The 15,094-nt window shown below is 62.5% G+C and carries 15 protein-coding genes and 2 tRNA genes; 12 read left to right on the top strand and 5 right to left on the bottom strand.

The window, feature by feature from the left end; translation table 11 throughout:
• Positions 1-579: 579 nt before the first annotated feature.
• Complete coding sequence (locus tag ASD86_RS07685; RefSeq protein ID WP_056108962.1) at positions 580-1,098, top strand: hypothetical protein; 519 nt, start codon at positions 580-582, stop codon at positions 1,096-1,098.
• 331 nt (positions 1,099-1,429) lie between these two features.
• Positions 1,430-2,101, top strand: coding sequence for a hypothetical protein (locus tag ASD86_RS07680; protein ID WP_056108959.1), 672 nt, complete (start codon positions 1,430-1,432; stop codon positions 2,099-2,101).
• A gap of 319 nt (positions 2,102-2,420) precedes the next feature.
• Here ASD86_RS07680 and ASD86_RS07670 read toward each other — a convergent pair whose 3' ends face one another.
• Positions 2,421-2,687: a hypothetical protein gene (locus tag ASD86_RS07670; RefSeq protein WP_056108956.1), complete on the bottom strand. Its 267-nt coding sequence runs from the start codon at positions 2,685-2,687 to the stop codon at positions 2,421-2,423.
• A 229-nt stretch (positions 2,688-2,916) separates the two neighbouring features.
• Here ASD86_RS07670 and ASD86_RS07665 point away from each other — a divergent pair, with 229 nt between their 5' ends.
• A complete protein-coding gene (locus ASD86_RS07665) occupies positions 2,917-3,360 on the top strand; it encodes an SRPBCC family protein (RefSeq protein ID WP_056108953.1) in 444 nt (147 codons plus the stop codon).
• A gap of 328 nt (positions 3,361-3,688) precedes the next feature.
• Here the strand turns inward: ASD86_RS07665 and ASD86_RS07660 are convergent, their stop codons facing one another.
• The gene (locus ASD86_RS07660; RefSeq protein WP_157476296.1) at positions 3,689-3,919 is read right to left on the bottom strand and encodes a hypothetical protein; all 231 of its coding nucleotides are present in this window, start codon (positions 3,917-3,919) and stop codon (positions 3,689-3,691) included.
• A 192-nt stretch (positions 3,920-4,111) separates the two neighbouring features.
• Positions 4,112-4,309, bottom strand: coding sequence for a hypothetical protein (locus tag ASD86_RS27730; RefSeq protein WP_235567691.1), 198 nt, complete (start codon positions 4,307-4,309; stop codon positions 4,112-4,114).
• 123 nt (positions 4,310-4,432) lie between these two features.
• Between ASD86_RS27730 and ASD86_RS07655 the strand changes: the two genes are divergently transcribed.
• Positions 4,433-4,846 (top strand): hypothetical protein, encoded by a 414-nt coding sequence (locus ASD86_RS07655; protein WP_056108947.1) that lies wholly within the window; start codon positions 4,433-4,435, stop codon positions 4,844-4,846.
• Here ASD86_RS07655 and ASD86_RS26520 read toward each other — a convergent pair.
• On the bottom strand, positions 4,843-5,193 hold the full coding sequence (locus ASD86_RS26520) for a hypothetical protein (RefSeq protein ID WP_157476294.1): 351 nt from the start codon (positions 5,191-5,193) through the stop codon (positions 4,843-4,845). The two genes, ASD86_RS07655 and ASD86_RS26520, sit on opposite strands and share 4 nt — an antisense overlap.
• 80 nt (positions 5,194-5,273) lie before the next feature.
• Between ASD86_RS26520 and ASD86_RS07650 the strand changes: the two genes are divergently transcribed.
• The gene (locus ASD86_RS07650; RefSeq protein ID WP_157476292.1) at positions 5,274-5,501 is read left to right on the top strand and encodes a hypothetical protein; all 228 of its coding nucleotides are present in this window, start codon (positions 5,274-5,276) and stop codon (positions 5,499-5,501) included.
• A gap of 288 nt (positions 5,502-5,789) precedes the next feature.
• Here the strand turns inward: ASD86_RS07650 and pip are convergent, their stop codons facing one another.
• Positions 5,790-6,755, bottom strand: a complete 966-nt coding sequence (gene pip, locus ASD86_RS07645) for a prolyl aminopeptidase (protein ID WP_056108941.1) — start codon at positions 6,753-6,755, stop codon at positions 5,790-5,792.
• Positions 6,756-7,005: 250 nt separating this feature from the next.
• Here pip and ASD86_RS07640 point away from each other — a divergent pair.
• From ASD86_RS07640 to ASD86_RS07610, 7 genes are all read left to right on the top strand, one after another.
• Positions 7,006-7,091, top strand: a tRNA-Leu gene (locus ASD86_RS07640).
• Between the two features lie 410 nt (positions 7,092-7,501).
• Complete coding sequence (tig, locus tag ASD86_RS07635) at positions 7,502-8,803, top strand: trigger factor (protein WP_056108938.1); 1,302 nt, start codon at positions 7,502-7,504, stop codon at positions 8,801-8,803.
• Between the two features lie 199 nt (positions 8,804-9,002).
• Complete coding sequence (clpP, locus tag ASD86_RS07630; RefSeq protein WP_056108935.1) at positions 9,003-9,629, top strand: ATP-dependent Clp endopeptidase proteolytic subunit ClpP; 627 nt, start codon at positions 9,003-9,005, stop codon at positions 9,627-9,629.
• 202 nt (positions 9,630-9,831) lie between these two features.
• Positions 9,832-11,121, top strand: coding sequence for an ATP-dependent Clp protease ATP-binding subunit ClpX (clpX, locus tag ASD86_RS07625; protein WP_056108932.1), 1,290 nt, complete (start codon positions 9,832-9,834; stop codon positions 11,119-11,121).
• Positions 11,122-11,739: 618 nt separating this feature from the next.
• The gene (lon, locus tag ASD86_RS07620; protein WP_056108930.1) at positions 11,740-14,172 is read left to right on the top strand and encodes an endopeptidase La; all 2,433 of its coding nucleotides are present in this window, start codon (positions 11,740-11,742) and stop codon (positions 14,170-14,172) included.
• A gap of 239 nt (positions 14,173-14,411) precedes the next feature.
• Entirely contained in the window at positions 14,412-14,684 is a 273-nt protein-coding gene (locus tag ASD86_RS07615; protein WP_036110003.1) for an HU family DNA-binding protein, read from the top strand.
• A gap of 61 nt (positions 14,685-14,745) precedes the next feature.
• Positions 14,746-14,820 (top strand) — tRNA-Val (locus ASD86_RS07610).
• Positions 14,821-15,094: the final 274 nt, after the last annotated feature.

The raw sequence follows: 15,094 nt of genomic DNA, 5'->3' as shown, positions 1-15,094 counted from the left end.
GAGGCGTCCTGGTACCACGATGCCCTCTTCATGCCATCGGACAGCAGTTGCCGGAATTGCCATTGTGTTCCCCCTGTTAAGTCAACTTGAAACGACAGAACTGGGCGCCGCCGGCCACAGCTGAACTATTCAGAGCCGGATTCCGGCGGCTGCGTCTCTTCGGCCGCGCTGGAATCTTGGAGGGATTGAAGTCAGGGGGAGAGGGGGGGCTGTCCCATGCCGAGCCCCCAAGTCGAAACAACGATGCTCCTGCATTCAGATTCGATCATGGCAAGGTTGACGGTCGACCAGCGGCCGACGAAGTACTGCCTTATCGCAGGCTCGCCGCCGGCGCGCGCAGACGCCCGGGCTCGTCCCGGTGCAGGCCGACGATCGTTTCCTAGGGCTCACCCCAGGTCCGTCGGACCTAGCCGACAAAGACCCCCTTCGGCACGAGCTCAAGCACGAAGTATTCCCTAGCGAACTGGCGCCAGACCAAAGGCTCGGGCAGGGTGAAGGGCATGCGCCGATGGTAGCGCTGTGCGTCTCAATTAGTAAGAATACTCACGAAGCCGGACTGGCCGGTGGACAGGAAATGGTATGGAAGCTGAAGCGTTCAAAGCATGGCTCGCTAATCCGCTGAGCTTGCTGTCGATTGGCTCGCTGGTAACTGCACTTGTATGGGTGGTCTTTGGGGTCCTGCGGGCCGGCGCTGCTGCCTATGCCGGCAAGAAGGGCGAGAACCTCGCCACCAAGGAAGATTTGGCTAATGCAGTCAGGCAGATGAAAGAGTTCGAGGAGGCTCGAACTTCTGTGGCGCACCGAGATTGGATTGCTCGGGAATGGAAAGGAGTCCGAGCGCGCAATCTAGAACCATTGCTCGCGGCGCTGCATGAGAGCTACGACTACATTCAAGCGGTCGTTTTGTTCTATTTTCACGAAGTCGGGGAGCGTGTACCCAACGATTTCCGGGCACCGAGAGTCCGAGTCCTAACGTTGCAGCAGCTCTACTACCCCGAACTTTCCGAACAGGTTAACAAGTACCTGGATCGGTGCGACGACCTTCGTGTCTTGGCGATCAATTACTGGTACATGCAGCAGTCGCCTGCCCCCCCCTAGATCCGCCGAACGGGCCGAGCAGTATCTTGCCAAATTCGATGTAACCGACGCGGAATTGGATGTCGCTCTTGAGGCAACATCGCAAGCAATTGCGGCTGTAGGTATGAGGGTGTTCAACGCTGTGCCTGATAAGGCGATGACACCCGAGCCATAGTGGAACGGGTGTGATCGAACTGGCATCGGTAGGGGTGTAAGTGATTGATCCGCTTGACGCGCGCTGTCGCGCTGTGTCCCTGAAAGGCACTGGTTACGGGGCCTTGACATGGTAGTGGCTGAGCTTTTGAGCAAGGGCCCAATTAGCGTTTGATGTCGAAGACCAATAGGGGGTGGCATGGAAGCGGTACTAACCAACTTGCTTGCTGGCGGATCAGTGCTCGGCGTGATCGCTTTGGTCGGCTGGTGGCTGGCCAAAAAGGCCGTCGAAGTCTTTACGGCCGCTGGTGAGGGGTATGCGAAGCGCAAAGGCGAGAACTTGGCGACCAAAGAGGATTTTGATGAACTTCTTGACCAACTGCGCAAGAACACGAAAGCGACGGAGCAAATCAGAACAGAAATAGCTCATCAGGACTGGGCTGCGCGGGAATGGAAGGCCCTTCGAGCTAAAAAGCTTGAAGAGCTACTCATCGAGCTCAATTCCATTAGCGATCACCTAGAGCAATATAGAAACCACGTGATGACGGGCGCGGCCTTGACAAGCGAGAGTGACGCCTTCGCTAAATTCACGACATTGCAGGCGATGTATTTTCCCGAACTGCAACTGCTATGCAGCGGGTTCCTCGTAGCAGCGAGAGCCGCAAAAATTAATCTCCAAAATTACGCCCTAAAAAAATTGCGGATCAACGACCCTGAGGGTCGTGTTCAGCACATGCTTGGAGAAGAGGCCGAAATTACGCGTTTGGCGAAGGAGGTTATCTTGCGCAAGTACGATATTCACAGCGAAATACATGAAGTCACTAAAGCGATCTTGGGACTCAAGGCAGCGGAATTGCCTCCTGAAAATTGATGCCCACGCCCTCTTCGCACAAGGACGGTATGGTCGCAGCTCCTGAAAAATATCAGGGCTAACCTATTGATTTTTAATTTGCAGCGAGTTGACTCTTAATCAATAGGTCCAAGGTTCGAATCCTTGAAAGCCCACCAAATAAGAAAGGGACTTGGCCGCGATGCCAAGTCCCTTTTTCTTTGTCCGGAGTTTTCTTTGCCCGAAAACCTCGCGGCCTGAAAATTCCCGCTGAATTTATGTCTCTCTCCGGGCCGCAGCGGACTGCGCGCCGTGCGATGCGGAGGCCGCATTCCCGCCGGCCCCCTATCCAGCGCATCGCTCAATCGAAAACCTGTTCCTTGGCGAGCGCGATCAGACGGTCGTATTGCTCGAGGAAACCCGCGGGCGCTTTTCCGCCCTGGGTGAACGCCGCCCGCATGCTGTCGGCCACGGCGGTGTATTCGCCGGCGATGCGGCGGCGATAGTCGGTATCGGCGGTTCTGATCATGGCCTTGAGCAAGACGTCGTGGGCCGCCAAGGTGGCGAAAATCTTGTCCATGAGGTTGATCTCATGGGCCGAGGGGGCGTTGCGGTCGTTGCCGGACATGGGGACTCCAATTGCCGTGATGGGGAAAGCGCCGCGATAAGGCGAGCCTGAAAGATGCCGCGGGTTGCCTTCAGTTTACGGTTCCCGCGCCACGCCCGGCCATGCCCGGCTTGTGGCCGCGTCCGACCACGCCGCGCCAACCTTCGATCGTGTAAGAACGCGATGTCGATTCGCGCCCTGCTGGTTCGTCGGACTCAGTGAGGGCTTCACCTCGCTTAGGAGATATCCCATGAGTGGCACCGTCCGCCTGCATCGCGTCTTCACCGCCCCGGCCGAGCGCGTCTACCGCGCCTTCCTCGACGCCGCCGCCCTGTCCAAGTGGCTGCCGCCGGACGGTTTCACCTGCACCGTGCATGAGCTGGAGGCGCGGGTCGGCGGCCGATACCGCATGAGCTTCACCAATCTTTCGACCGGCAATGGCCACAGCTTCGGCGGCACGTATCTGGAACTCGTGCCGAACGAGCGCATAGTCCACGACGATCGCTTCGACGATCCGAATCTGCCGGGCACCATGGTCACCACGATCACCTTGCGCGCGGTCTCGTGCGGCACCGAAGTGCAGATCGTGCAGGAGGGCATTCCGGACGTGATTCCTGTCGAACAGTGTTATCTGGGCTGGCAGGAATCGCTGACTTTGCTCGAGCGCCTGGTCGAGCCGACGATTCCGGATTGATCCTCGCTGCGGCATCGCGCGGCTCGGGATTCGGGTTCTGAGTTGCGCATCCAGTCGAACGGCATCTGCGCGAGCCGCGACGAACTTGTCGTGGCGAAGATCGAGAACATCGCGATCGTCAGTCCAATCACGACAACGGATCCGGCGCCGAAACCCGATCAGCCTGGCGCGCATCCCGATGCCGCTTATCGATCAACTGCCGCGACGCATCGTCGGATGCGGCGCAACAAAAAGGCCCGGCATGTCTGCCGGGCCTTTTCCGTTCAGCGGGCCGTCCTGGTCTTCGGCGACGTGCCATCGCCACGGCACGGGCTGAACGCTTGCAGGATCAGGGGGTGTAGCAGGGGCCGCCGCCAATCGGGCACGACTTCACGAACACCCATTTGTAGTTGGTGCAGGTGTAGTAGTTGCGCCGTCCGTTCTGCACGACGGTCGTCGAGGCGCCGTTGGGACTGCACGACTGTCCGGCCACCTGCGCGCTCGCGGTGCCGCCAGCGCCGATCATCAATCCCGCCGCGAACACCGCGGCCGCCACTTTCTTCGTCATCGTCGAATTCATCACTTGCTCCATGTGCTTAACAATGTCGCTGGATTGGTTCGCGGGCATTGGCGGGACATGCGGCATGCAACCTGGGTCCGCGTATGCCGGCACGGGCAGCCAGCGCTTCTGTCCGTTGTCGGGTATCGCGCTTCGCGCATCGAATGCGATCTGCGAAGCGCGAGCCTGGACACGTGACGAGTCAGGGATAACCTATTTTTCGCTGGATGTCAGACGTTCGCGTGCATGGCGCAAAATCAAAGCGTGATCTTCATCGGCACTTCGCGGCTGTGAATAGATCGCTTGCATATTCATCGCAATCGCTTGCGCGCGATGCGCGTGGTTTGAAAGACCATCGGCTTCTTCTGCTATCGCGGAATCGCCAGTCGCGGCAATGGATGGGCCGATCAATCCGCGAATTGCTTAAGATGTTCGGCGCGATGTTCATCGTTATGCAGTCGCGGACAGCCGCGCCGCGATAGCATGCTCACGCCTAGTCAACGCACATTCGCAAGCACAACGAGGCGAAAACAAATGCCAGTCATCGTCAGAACCATTCCGATCGTCTTGTTGTTGTGGCTCGCCGGCGATGCGGCGGCCGCGGAGCATTGGGGTTCGTTCAACGGCCATACGCCATCGGGCGATGCGGTCTCGTTGGTCGTGTCGAGCCGTTCCGCCAGCGCAACCCAAGCCGGTGTCGAGGATCTCGCGGGGCAGGTTCTGACCGTGAGCGGGGGCGAATGGCTGCCCGAGGTCTGTCATCGCCGCACGACGGCGCCCGAGCTGATCTGGTGCGATGGCAATGCGCGGTCGGTGCTGCATGGCGCCACTTACCGGCAGATCGAGTCGGAAGGCGGCCCGCGCACCGAGGATAGTACGCGTCAGCGCTGGAAATGCATCAAGGGCTGCGACGGGCAAGCGCCCGCGTCGCTTCTGTACGAGCGCTAGCGGTTGCTCATTGGCCGCGCTTCGCGGCCGAGTGTTCGCTCGACAGACTCGCGTGCCGTCGCATCGTTGCGGTCATGCAGCGGCGACTCGGCGTCGAAAACAGAGACGCCTGACGCGCTCCGGGCGTCTTTTTCGCCGGTGCTCGACCGATGTGTAGATAAAGTGCCAATGGGCATCACGCTTTTTGTGTGATCTGCGCGCTTGAGCGTCGCACAGCAGCGCAAAAATCGGCTATCCCTATCAAGGCGTGTCCAGGTCTGAAATCCGCCGATTCCATTCGTCGCCCCCACGACAGCACCGGTACCCGACAACGGACAGAATCGCTGGCTGTCCGTGCTGTCATTCATGGCGCAAGTTTCATTTGCATGCCGCCGCGAATGCCCGCGAATCGTTCCAGCGACATCATGTTATGCAAAGGGAGCAACGAATGAATCGGACTATGATGAAGAAGATGGCGGCCGTGGTGTTCGCGGCGGGTATGGCGATCGGCGTCGGCGGCACCGCGAGCGCGCAGGTCGGCGGCCAGTACTGCAATCCCAACGGCGCCACCACGACCATCGTGCAGGGCACTTGGCGGTACTACTACACCTGCAGCAGCCACAAGTGGGTGTTCGTCAAGGCATGCCCGATCGGCGGCGGACGCTGCGTCTTCTGATCGTGCTCATGCGGGACATTGCGGCCGGTGCCGTGGCGACAGTCATGTCGCGATGAATCCTGGACGGCCCCATGGATGAAAAAGCCCGGCAGACATGCCGGGCTTTTTTTTGTCCGTGTCAATTCAGCGTGCTGTCGAAGCAGGCGTGCGCCGGCTGCGCAGGGCAAAACGCGTTGCTTCGATCGAGCCTCGACACCGCGATTCGGTTCGATCGATCGCGACACCTTCGAACATCGCGCAGGTACCGAGGTCAGGCTTCATCGCGCGCCAGGCCCGATCACACCGTGCCTATCGCGCTGATGAAGCGAAGCGATCCGCGAGCGCATCGGTCGCCGTAACCAGCGCATCCACGATCGCCGGATCCGCCGCGCTGTGCCCGGCCAGTACGATCTTGAGCTCCGCTTCCGGCCACGCCGCGGCCAGATCGATCGCGCTTTTCGCCGGACAGATGATGTCGTAGCGCCCCTGCACGATCGTCGCCGGAATCTGGCGGATGCGATCGACGTCGCGCAGCAGTTGATCGGGCTGCAGGAATACCTGGTTGCGGAAGTAATGCGCCTCGGCGCGCGCGACGCTGATCGCCACCCGCGGTTCTTCGAAATTGCCAGCTTCGTTCGGATCGTGGATCAAGGTGGTGCTGCCGCCTTCCCAATACCCCCACGCCTGCGCCGCGGCCAGGCGTACGTCCGGATCGTCGCTGTCGAGCCGGCGCCAATAGGCTTCGGTCAGATTGTCGTGTTCGGCTTCGGGGATGTGGGCGAGGTAACGCGCCCAGCGCTCGGGGAAAATCCAGCGCGCGCCGCCGTCGAGTTCCTGGAACCAGCGCAGTTCGCCCGGCCGTCCCAGGAAAATGCCGCGCAGCACCAGGCCGAGCGTGCGTTCGGGATGCGCCTGGCTGTAGGCGAGGGCGAGGGTGGAGCCCCACGAGCCGCCGAACACCACCCAGCGTTCGATGCCGAAGTGCTCGCGGATCGTCTCGATGTCCGCGACCAGATGTTGGGTGGTGTTGTTGCGCAATTCCGCGTGCGGCGTCGACTTGCCCGCGCCGCGTTGATCGAACAGGACGATTCGATAGCGCTTGGGATCGAAGAAGCGGCGGTGATACGGCGACACCCCCGCGCCCGGCCCGCCGTGCAGGAACACGACCGGCAGGCCGTCGGGATTGCCGCATTCTTCGATATGCAGCTCGTGCAGGTCGTCCACGGCGAGGCGGTGAGTGCGGTAGGGCTCGATCTCGGGAAACAGTTCGCGCACGGGAGGGCTTCCGTTGGGTTTCGCCGAGCATAGCCGCGCGGTCGCGCGGGTGTCTTTGCGGGCTCGGTGGCGATGATGGGCGAGCGCTTGGCGGTGTCGGGCGGGTGCGCGACCGGCGGGCACGGCGTTTGTGGTCGCACCAAAGGCCGGCGGTGCGCCTGGATCGTCCCGCCGATCGCGGCCGCGGGGCGATTTTTCGCCGCGCCCCGGCTAGAATGCGCCGGCCGCTTCGTTTCGATGCCGGCGCTGCGCGAAAGTGGCGGAATTGGTAGACGCACTGGATTTAGGTTCCAGCGGGTAACCCCCGTGCGGGTTCGAGTCCCGCCTTTCGCACCACCTCGGCTGGCCTGGCGGCCATCCGCCGTGAATGCCCCATTGGCGGGCGATTCCGGCCGGGCTTTATCCCTTTTTGGCGCCAGCGTCACCGTAGCGGCAAGCTCTGCGGCCGGTCGCCGCCGCCGGCATGCCAGCGGGACAGGATTCGCCCCGCCGGGCCTGGCACGGCCGCGCCACCTGTCTTCAGGCCGTTCAAGTGCCCCGGGCCCCATCTGGATCGCCAAAACGCGACCGATCGCCCGCAAAACCCCGCCCAAGGCCGATTCGGCGGCCCTTGACGCTGGCAGCGGCGGCCTTTATCGGCCAAACTAGTAAGTTCCGCTGCCCGGGACTGCTGCCGCCCAGGCCAGCGGCCGGACAGGATCATCAACATCGTCGCCGCGGCAGGTGCCGCGGTCGCAGGAGTGGATATGCAAGTTTCGCTCGAATCGCTGGGCTCGCTGGAACGCCGTCTGACCTTCAGCCTCCCCGCCGAAAATCTGGAAACCCAGGTCGGTGGCCGCCTGCGCGAAATCGCGCGCGACGCCAAGATCAAGGGCTTCCGTCCCGGCAAAGTGCCGACCAAGGTGATCGAGCAGCGCTTCGGCGCCCAGGTCCGCGCCGAAATCCTCGACGGCATGCTGCGCGAGAGCTTCAGCAACGCCGTGCGCGAGGAAAAGCTGCAGATCGCCGGTAACCCGCGCATCGAGCCGGCCGCCGAAGGCGGCGAAACGCTGTCGTACATCGCCACCTTCGAAGTCGTGCCGGATTTCGGCGACATCGACGTGAGCAAGCTGCAGGTCCTGCGCCACACCGCGGACGTGACCGACACCGACATCGACGCGATGATCGAGAACCTGCGCCTGCAGCGCCGCACCCTCACCACGGTCGAGCGTCCGGCCCAGGCCGGCGACGTGGTCGAGCTGGAAACCTGGAGCCAGGTCGGCGACGAACGCCTGCCGGCCGAGGGCGCCGAGTACGGCAGCACTCAGATCGGCTCGGAATCGATGTTCAAGCCGCTCGAAGACGCCATGATCGGGGTCAAGGCCGGCGACGAAACCGTCGCCGAGGTCGAATTCCCGGCCGACTGGCGCGCGCCGCAACTGGCCGGCCAGAAGGCCAGCGTGCATCTCAAGCTCAACCACGTGTCCGAGCCGGTGCTGCCGGAGGTCGACGCGGCCTTCATCAAGAGCTTCGGTGTGAAGAGCGGCGATGCCGAGCAGTTCCGCAACGACATCCGCACCAACCTGGAGCGCGAGCTCAAGGGCGCGCTGATGACCCGTCTGCGCCGCGAAGTCGGCGAGCAGCTCATCGCCGCCTACGAGTCGGTCGAAATGCCGCCCAAGCTGGTCGAGAACGAAGCCCGCGACATGGTCTGGCAGACCGTCGAGCAGGCCCGTCGACAGGGCCGCCAGATCGAAGCCCCGGCCGATGCGCACCTGAACTACATGGACGCGGCCCGCAAGCGCGTCCTGGTCGGCCTGCTGGTCGGCGAGATCGCGCGTCGCAACGAGCTGCGCCTGGAGCCCAAGCGCGTCAACGAGACCCTGCGCCTGATCGCCTCGACCTACGAGGAGCCGCAGCAGGTGATCGACCTGTACCGCAACGACCAGCAGCTGATGGCCGGCCTGCAGAACCGGGTGATGGAGGAGCAGGTGATCGACTGGATCGCCGAGCGCGCCCAGCACACCGAGCAGCCGCTGTCGTTCAGCGAGGCGATCCGCCCGAACTGAGCGGACGCCCAGCCGGCGCGATCGCTCGCGCCAGCGCTCCAGCCCCCGTTGCGGACACTGTCCGCAACGGGCGGCTAGAACCGCCAAAACGCTTTTAGCAATCGCGCCTCTTGCGCTGCGGTCCGGCCGGCCCCAAGTTGGCCGGACCGCGCTGCGTTTATCAGCGCACTTCTACGTCAGCCAATAGGTGCCGTTGAACATGGACAACCGAACCAAAGCCTTGAACCTGGTGCCGATGGTGGTCGAACAGACCAGCCGCGGCGAGCGCGCCTACGACATCTACTCGCGCCTGCTCAAGGAACGCATCATCTTCCTCGTCGGCGGGGTCGACGACCACGTCGCCAACGTGATCGTGGCGCAGATGCTGTTCCTGGAGGCCGAAAATCCCGAAAAGGACATCAGCCTCTACATCAACTCGCCCGGTGGCGTGGTCACCGCCGGCATGGCGATCTACGACACCATGCAGTACATCAAGCCCGACGTGAGCACGATCTGCATCGGCCAGGCCGCCAGCATGGGCGCCTTGCTGCTGGCGTCGGGCGCGAAGGGCAAGCGTCTGGCGCTGCCGAACTCGCGCGTGATGATCCATCAGCCGCTCGGCGGCTTCCAGGGTCAGGCGACCGATATCGACATCCACGCCCGCGAGATCCTGACCCTGCGTCAGCGCCTCAACGAGATTCTGGCCAAGCACACCGGCCAGGACCTGGACACGATCGCCCGCGACACCGAACGCGACAACTTCAAGAGCGCCCAAGCCGCACTCGAATACGGCCTGATCGATCAGGTCGTGGATCGCCGCCCCGAAGAGTCGGTGCAGCCGTCCTGAGTCAGGCCGCGACCCGATAATGACGCAAATCCTTGATCGCGCTGGGAATCCAGGGCGAGGCCCACGCTACGGGGTGGCCGGGGACGCTGTGTTATTCTCGGGTCGGCATAACTGAATCAGCGTTGGCGGCGCTTGCCGCCAAGGCTTTTTGGGCATATTAAGAATCAGGCTTCACACTGAGCAGCAACGGACCCCACCAAGCATGACCGACGATCGACAAGGACGCAGCACGGGCGAAAGCAACAAGATCCTGTATTGCTCGTTCTGCGGTAAAAGCCAGCACGAAGTCCGCAAGCTGATTGCGGGTCCGAGCGTCTTCATCTGCGATGAATGCGTCGAGCTTTGCAACGACATCATCCGTGAGGAACTCGAGGAGAAGGCGCAGTCGGCACGCAGTCATCTGCCCAAGCCGCGCGAGATCCTCGAGGTGCTGGACCAATACGTGATCGGCCAGCTGCGCGCCAAGCGCACCCTGGCCGTGGCCGTGTACAACCACTACAAGCGCATCGAGAGCCGGCAGAGGAACGACGACGTCGAATTGTCGAAGTCGAACATCCTGCTGGTCGGCCCGACCGGTTCGGGCAAGACGCTGCTGGCCGAAACGCTGGCGCGGCTGCTCAATGTGCCGTTCACGATCGCCGACGCCACCACTTTGACCGAAGCCGGTTATGTGGGCGAAGACGTCGAGAACATCATCCAGAAGCTGTTGCAGAAGTGCGATTACGATGTCGAGAAGGCCCAGCAGGGCATCGTCTACATCGACGAAATCGACAAGATCTCGCGCAAGAGCGACAACCCCTCGATCACCCGCGACGTGTCCGGCGAAGGCGTGCAGCAGGCGCTGCTCAAGCTGATCGAAGGCACCGTCGCGAGCGTGCCGCCGCAGGGCGGGCGTAAGCATCCGCAGCAGGAATTCCTGCAGGTCGACACGCGCAATATCTTGTTCGTGGTCGGCGGTGCGTTCGCGGGTCTGGACAAGATCATCCAGCAGCGCAGCACCGAAGCCGGCGGCATCGGGTTCGGCGCCAAGGTCAAGAGCAGCGAGCGCAAGGTCGAGATCGGCAAGATCCTGGCCGAAGTCGAGCCCGAGGACCTGATCAAGTTCGGTCTGATCCCCGAGTTCGTCGGCCGCCTGCCGGTGGTCGCCACGCTCGAGGAACTCGACGAAGCGGCGCTGATCTCGATCCTGACCGAGCCCAAGAACGCGATCACCAAGCAGTTCCGCAAGCTGTTCGAGATGGAGAGCGTCGAGCTCGAGTTCCGTCCCGACGCGCTCGCGGCGATCGCGCGTAAGGCGCTCAAGCGCAAGACCGGCGCGCGCGGCCTGCGCACCATCGTCGAATCGGTGCTGCTGGACACGATGTACGAACTGCCGTCGCTGGAAAACGTCAGCAAGGTGGTCGTCGACGAGTCGGTGATCGAGCACAAGTCCGAGCCGTATCTGATCTATCAGACGCCGCCGGCGCAGCCGAAGGTCGCCGCGGCCGAGTAAGCCGCGGCATCGCGAGGCCGCGACCATCGCGGGGCTATCGAAAAGACCAGGCGCTCGCGTCTGGTCTTTTTCGTTGTAGAGCTGGTGATTCATCACCCAGGCCGCGGCAAGGACTCGGCGTTTTGTTTCAGCTCGCGGTGGCCTGAGCCGAAGGCTTCGGGGGCGAGGCGCTTCGCGGAGCTTCGAACGCCGCGATTCATAGCGAGATGCTGGCCCCGTCGGCGTGGGCGGCGCGACCGGCATGGGCAAGCAGAGAAGGCCGCGAAACCAGTCCCGGCGCCGCCCCGCACAGACCGCCAAGCCCCGGAATGAATGCTCGCTTGCGGCACCCGGCCAACCTGTCCGATTCGCGCCCGGATCGGCGTGTGTTCAGTCAATAACGGCGTAAGGTGCGAATCAGGCCCGCGCGTCGCCGGCTGCCTGCCGGACCGCCAAGGCCGACTGTCGACAAGGCTGGAACTTTGCATGCTGAAAACGCTTCAATCCACTGATTAACAACGGTTTTCAAGGACAACGGACCGCCGCTGCACACGCCGCGCTTGCATCGCTCAGGCGGCAACCCCATAAATCGGTCATGGCGGCCGTAGTGGCCGCAGATCGTATTCATCTGGAGTCCGCATGTCAGACCATACCGAACACGAAATCCTGCAATTGCCGGTGCTGCCGCTGCGCGACGTGGTCGTGTTCCCGCACATGGTGATCCCGCTGTTCGTCGGACGCGACAAATCCATTCGCGCGCTCGATCAGGCGATGGAATCCGACAAGCGCATCCTGCTGGTCGCGCAGAAGTCCGCCGAAACCGACGACCCGGCCGCCGAGGATCTGTACGAGATCGGCACGCTCGCGCAGGTGCTGCAATTGCTCAAGTTGCCCGACGGCACGATCAAGGTGCTGGTCGAAGGCGTCTCGCGCGTCGCCGTCAGCGACGTGATCGAGCGCGACGGCGCGTTGTCCGGCCAGGCCGTCATCGTCGAGCCGAATCTCGATCGCGAAGAACGCGAGATCGAGGCGATCGCGCGTTCGCTGATGGGCTTGTTCGAACAGTACGTCAAGACCAATCGCAAGCTGCCGCCGGAGCTGATGCAGACGCTCGCCGGCATCGACGAGCCCGGCCGCCTGGCCGACACCGTCGCCGCCCATCTGGGCGTGCGCATCGGCGACAAGCAGAAGCTGCTGGAGACCCACGCCATTGGCGCGCGCCTGGAGCAACTGGTCGGCCTGGTCGACGGCGAGATCGACGTGCAGCAGTTGGAAAAGCGCATCCGCGGCCGCGTGAAGTCGCAGATGGAGAAGAGCCAGCGCGAGTACTACCTCAACGAGCAGATGAAGGCGATCCAGAAGGAGCTCGGCGAGATCGACGATGCGCCCAACGACATCGACGAACTCACGCGCAAGATCGCCGAAGCCGGCATGCCCAAGCCGGTCGAGACCAAGGCCAAGGCCGAACTCAACAAGCTCAAGCAGATGTCGCCGATGTCGGCCGAAGCCGCGGTCGTGCGCAACTATCTGGACTGGCTGCTCGGCGTGCCGTGGAAGAAGCGCAGCAAGATCCGCAAGGACCTCAAGGCCGCGCAGGACGTGCTCGACGCGGATCACTTCGGCCTGGAGAAGGTCAAGGAGCGCATCCTCGAATACCTCGCGGTGCAGACGCGGGTGAAAAACATGAAGGGCGCGATCCTGTGCCTGGTCGGCCCGCCCGGCGTGGGCAAGACCTCGCTGGGTCAGTCGATCGCCAAGGCGACCAATCGCAAGTTCGTGCGCATGTCGCTCGGCGGCGTGCGCGACGAGGCCGAAATCCGCGGCCATCGCCGTACTTACGTGGGTTCGATGCCGGGCCGCATCGTCCAGAACCTCAACAAGATCGGCACCAAGAACCCGCTATTCGTGCTCGACGAAATCGACAAGATGTCGATGGACTTCCGCGGCGATCCGTCTTCGGCTCTGCTGGAAGTGCTCGATCCCGAGCAGAACCATTCGTTCAACGACCACTACCTCGAAGTCGATCTGGACTTGAGCGAAGTGATGTTCGTGGCGACCTCCAACTCGCTCAACATTCCCGGTCCCTTGCTCGACCGCATGGAAGTGATCCGCATCCCGGGTTACACCGAGGAAGAGAAGCTCAGCATCGCGATGCGCTATCTGCTGCCCAAGCAGATCAAGGCCAATGGTTTAAAGGTCGAGGAAATCAAGATCGCCGAGTCGGCGGTGCGCGACATCGTGCGCTACTACACGCGCGAATCGGGCGTGCGCAATCTCGAGCGCGAGATCTCCAAGATCTGCCGCAAGGTGGTCAAGGAAATCGCGCTGGCCGGTCCGAAGCCGAAGAAGGGCAAGGACGGCGTGCATACGATCAGCTCGAAGAACCTCGAGAAGTATCTGGGCGTGCGTCGCTTCGATTTCGGCCGCGCCGAGGAGCAGAACGAAATCGGCCTGGTCACCGGCCTGGCCTGGACCGAAGTCGGCGGCGACTTGTTGCAGGTCGAAGCCACGCTGGTGCCGGGCAAGGGTCAGTTGATCCTCACCGGACAGCTCGGCGATGTGATGAAGGAATCGGCGTCGGCGGCGTTGTCGGTGGTGCGTTCGCGCGCCGAACATCTCGGCATCGACGTCGAGTTCCTGCAGAAGCACGACGTGCATGTGCATGTGCCCGAAGGCGCGACGCCGAAGGACGGCCCGAGCGCGGGCATCGGCATGGCGACGGCGCTGGTGTCGATGCTGACCAAGAATCCGGTCAAGGCCGACGTGGCGATGACCGGCGAAATCACCTTGCGCGGTCGCGTGCTGCCGATCGGCGGCCTCAAGGAAAAATTGCTGGCGGCGCTGCGCGGCGGCATCCGCACCGTGATCATTCCCGAAGAGAACCGCAAGGATCTGGTCGACCTGCCCAAGAGTGTGACCCAGGGCTTGAACATCGTGCCTGCGCGCTGGATCGACGAGGTGCTCGGTCTCGCGCTCGAGCGTCCGATCACGCCGACGCCGCCCGCCGGCGAAGGCGAACTTCCGGTTCGCGAAAACAACAAGAGCAATCCGCAGCCCGACGTCAAGCACTGACTCGGGCCGCTGGTCGGAATCCATCGTCAAGGGGCAATAAAAATCGCTGAAAGCCGCGCCACAGCTAGCTTTCAAGCTTGCGCCCCCAAAATGCCGCTGGTATAACGACCGCAACCGCGCTGCAGCATCCCCACAACAAATCTGCAGAACGGCACACTTGATCGGAACGTTCGCCTCCTGCGGCGTTCGTTCCGATTCTCAGAACACGCGGTCACACCGCACAGGGAGTCAAGAAACTAATGAACAAGGCCGAACTCGTAGGCGCCGTTGCCGAAACCGCCGAGCTGTCGAAGACCGACGCTACCGCCGCCGTCGACGCACTGATCGACGTCGTCACCAAGGCGCTCAAGAAGGGCGACACTGTCACGCTCGTAGGCTTCGGCACCTTCCAGGTGCGCCAGCGCGCCGCGCGCCAGGGCCGCAACCCGAAGACCGGCGAGACCATCAAGATCGCGGCTTCGCAGAATCCTTCCTTCAAGGCTGGCAAGGCGCTGAAGGATGCTGTAAACTAAGCAGCTCGCCGACGATGCCAACGCATCGAAGGCAGAATCGAAGCAACGAACCCAGATGCTCGGGTGCTTAGCTCAGCGGTAGAGCGTCTCCTTTACACGGAGAGGGTCGGGGGTTCGAAACCCTCAGCACCCACCAGACTCTGGTCTTTCTGCCGCGGAATCCGCCTGAACACGGATGCCCAGCAAGACGCGAGTCGGGTTCGTACTTCGAAAGTTGTATTCGAAAGTTTCAAAGCANGTTAGAATGCTGGCCTGTCACGCCGGAGGTCGCGGGTTCGAGTCCCGTCCACTCCGCCAGTTTTGCCAGAGGCGCCGGGAACGGCGCCTTTGTTTTTATATAAGTGAGAGCCCTGTTTTTTCGGTCGCGACCCGGCCGGCGGATTCGGGGTCTGCTGCAAAAGTTTCAAAGC

Origin of the sequence: Lysobacter sp. Root690 (assembly GCF_001427785.1) — a bacterium.
GTDB lineage: Bacteria > Pseudomonadota > Gammaproteobacteria > Xanthomonadales > Xanthomonadaceae > Lysobacter.
This window is presented reverse-complemented; position numbering and strand designations above follow the sequence as displayed.

Coding starts and splice junctions, on each gene's coding strand:
- ASD86_RS07685 (WP_056108962.1), top strand. CDS start 580: ATGGAAGCTGAAGCGTTCAAAGCATGGCTCGCTAATCCGCTGAGCTTG.
- ASD86_RS07680 (WP_056108959.1), top strand. CDS start 1,430: ATGGAAGCGGTACTAACCAACTTGCTTGCTGGCGGATCAGTGCTCGGC.
- ASD86_RS07670 (WP_056108956.1), bottom strand. CDS start 2,687: ATGTCCGGCAACGACCGCAACGCCCCCTCGGCCCATGAGATCAACCTC.
- ASD86_RS07665 (WP_056108953.1), top strand. CDS start 2,917: ATGAGTGGCACCGTCCGCCTGCATCGCGTCTTCACCGCCCCGGCCGAG.
- ASD86_RS07660 (WP_157476296.1), bottom strand. CDS start 3,919: ATGAATTCGACGATGACGAAGAAAGTGGCGGCCGCGGTGTTCGCGGCG.
- ASD86_RS07655 (WP_056108947.1), top strand. CDS start 4,433: ATGCCAGTCATCGTCAGAACCATTCCGATCGTCTTGTTGTTGTGGCTC.
- ASD86_RS26520 (WP_157476294.1), bottom strand. CDS start 5,193: ATGAATGACAGCACGGACAGCCAGCGATTCTGTCCGTTGTCGGGTACC.
- ASD86_RS07650 (WP_157476292.1), top strand. CDS start 5,274: ATGAATCGGACTATGATGAAGAAGATGGCGGCCGTGGTGTTCGCGGCG.
- tig (WP_056108938.1), top strand. CDS start 7,502: ATGCAAGTTTCGCTCGAATCGCTGGGCTCGCTGGAACGCCGTCTGACC.
- clpP (WP_056108935.1), top strand. CDS start 9,003: ATGGACAACCGAACCAAAGCCTTGAACCTGGTGCCGATGGTGGTCGAA.
- clpX (WP_056108932.1), top strand. CDS start 9,832: ATGACCGACGATCGACAAGGACGCAGCACGGGCGAAAGCAACAAGATC.
- lon (WP_056108930.1), top strand. CDS start 11,740: ATGTCAGACCATACCGAACACGAAATCCTGCAATTGCCGGTGCTGCCG.
- ASD86_RS07615 (WP_036110003.1), top strand. CDS start 14,412: ATGAACAAGGCCGAACTCGTAGGCGCCGTTGCCGAAACCGCCGAGCTG.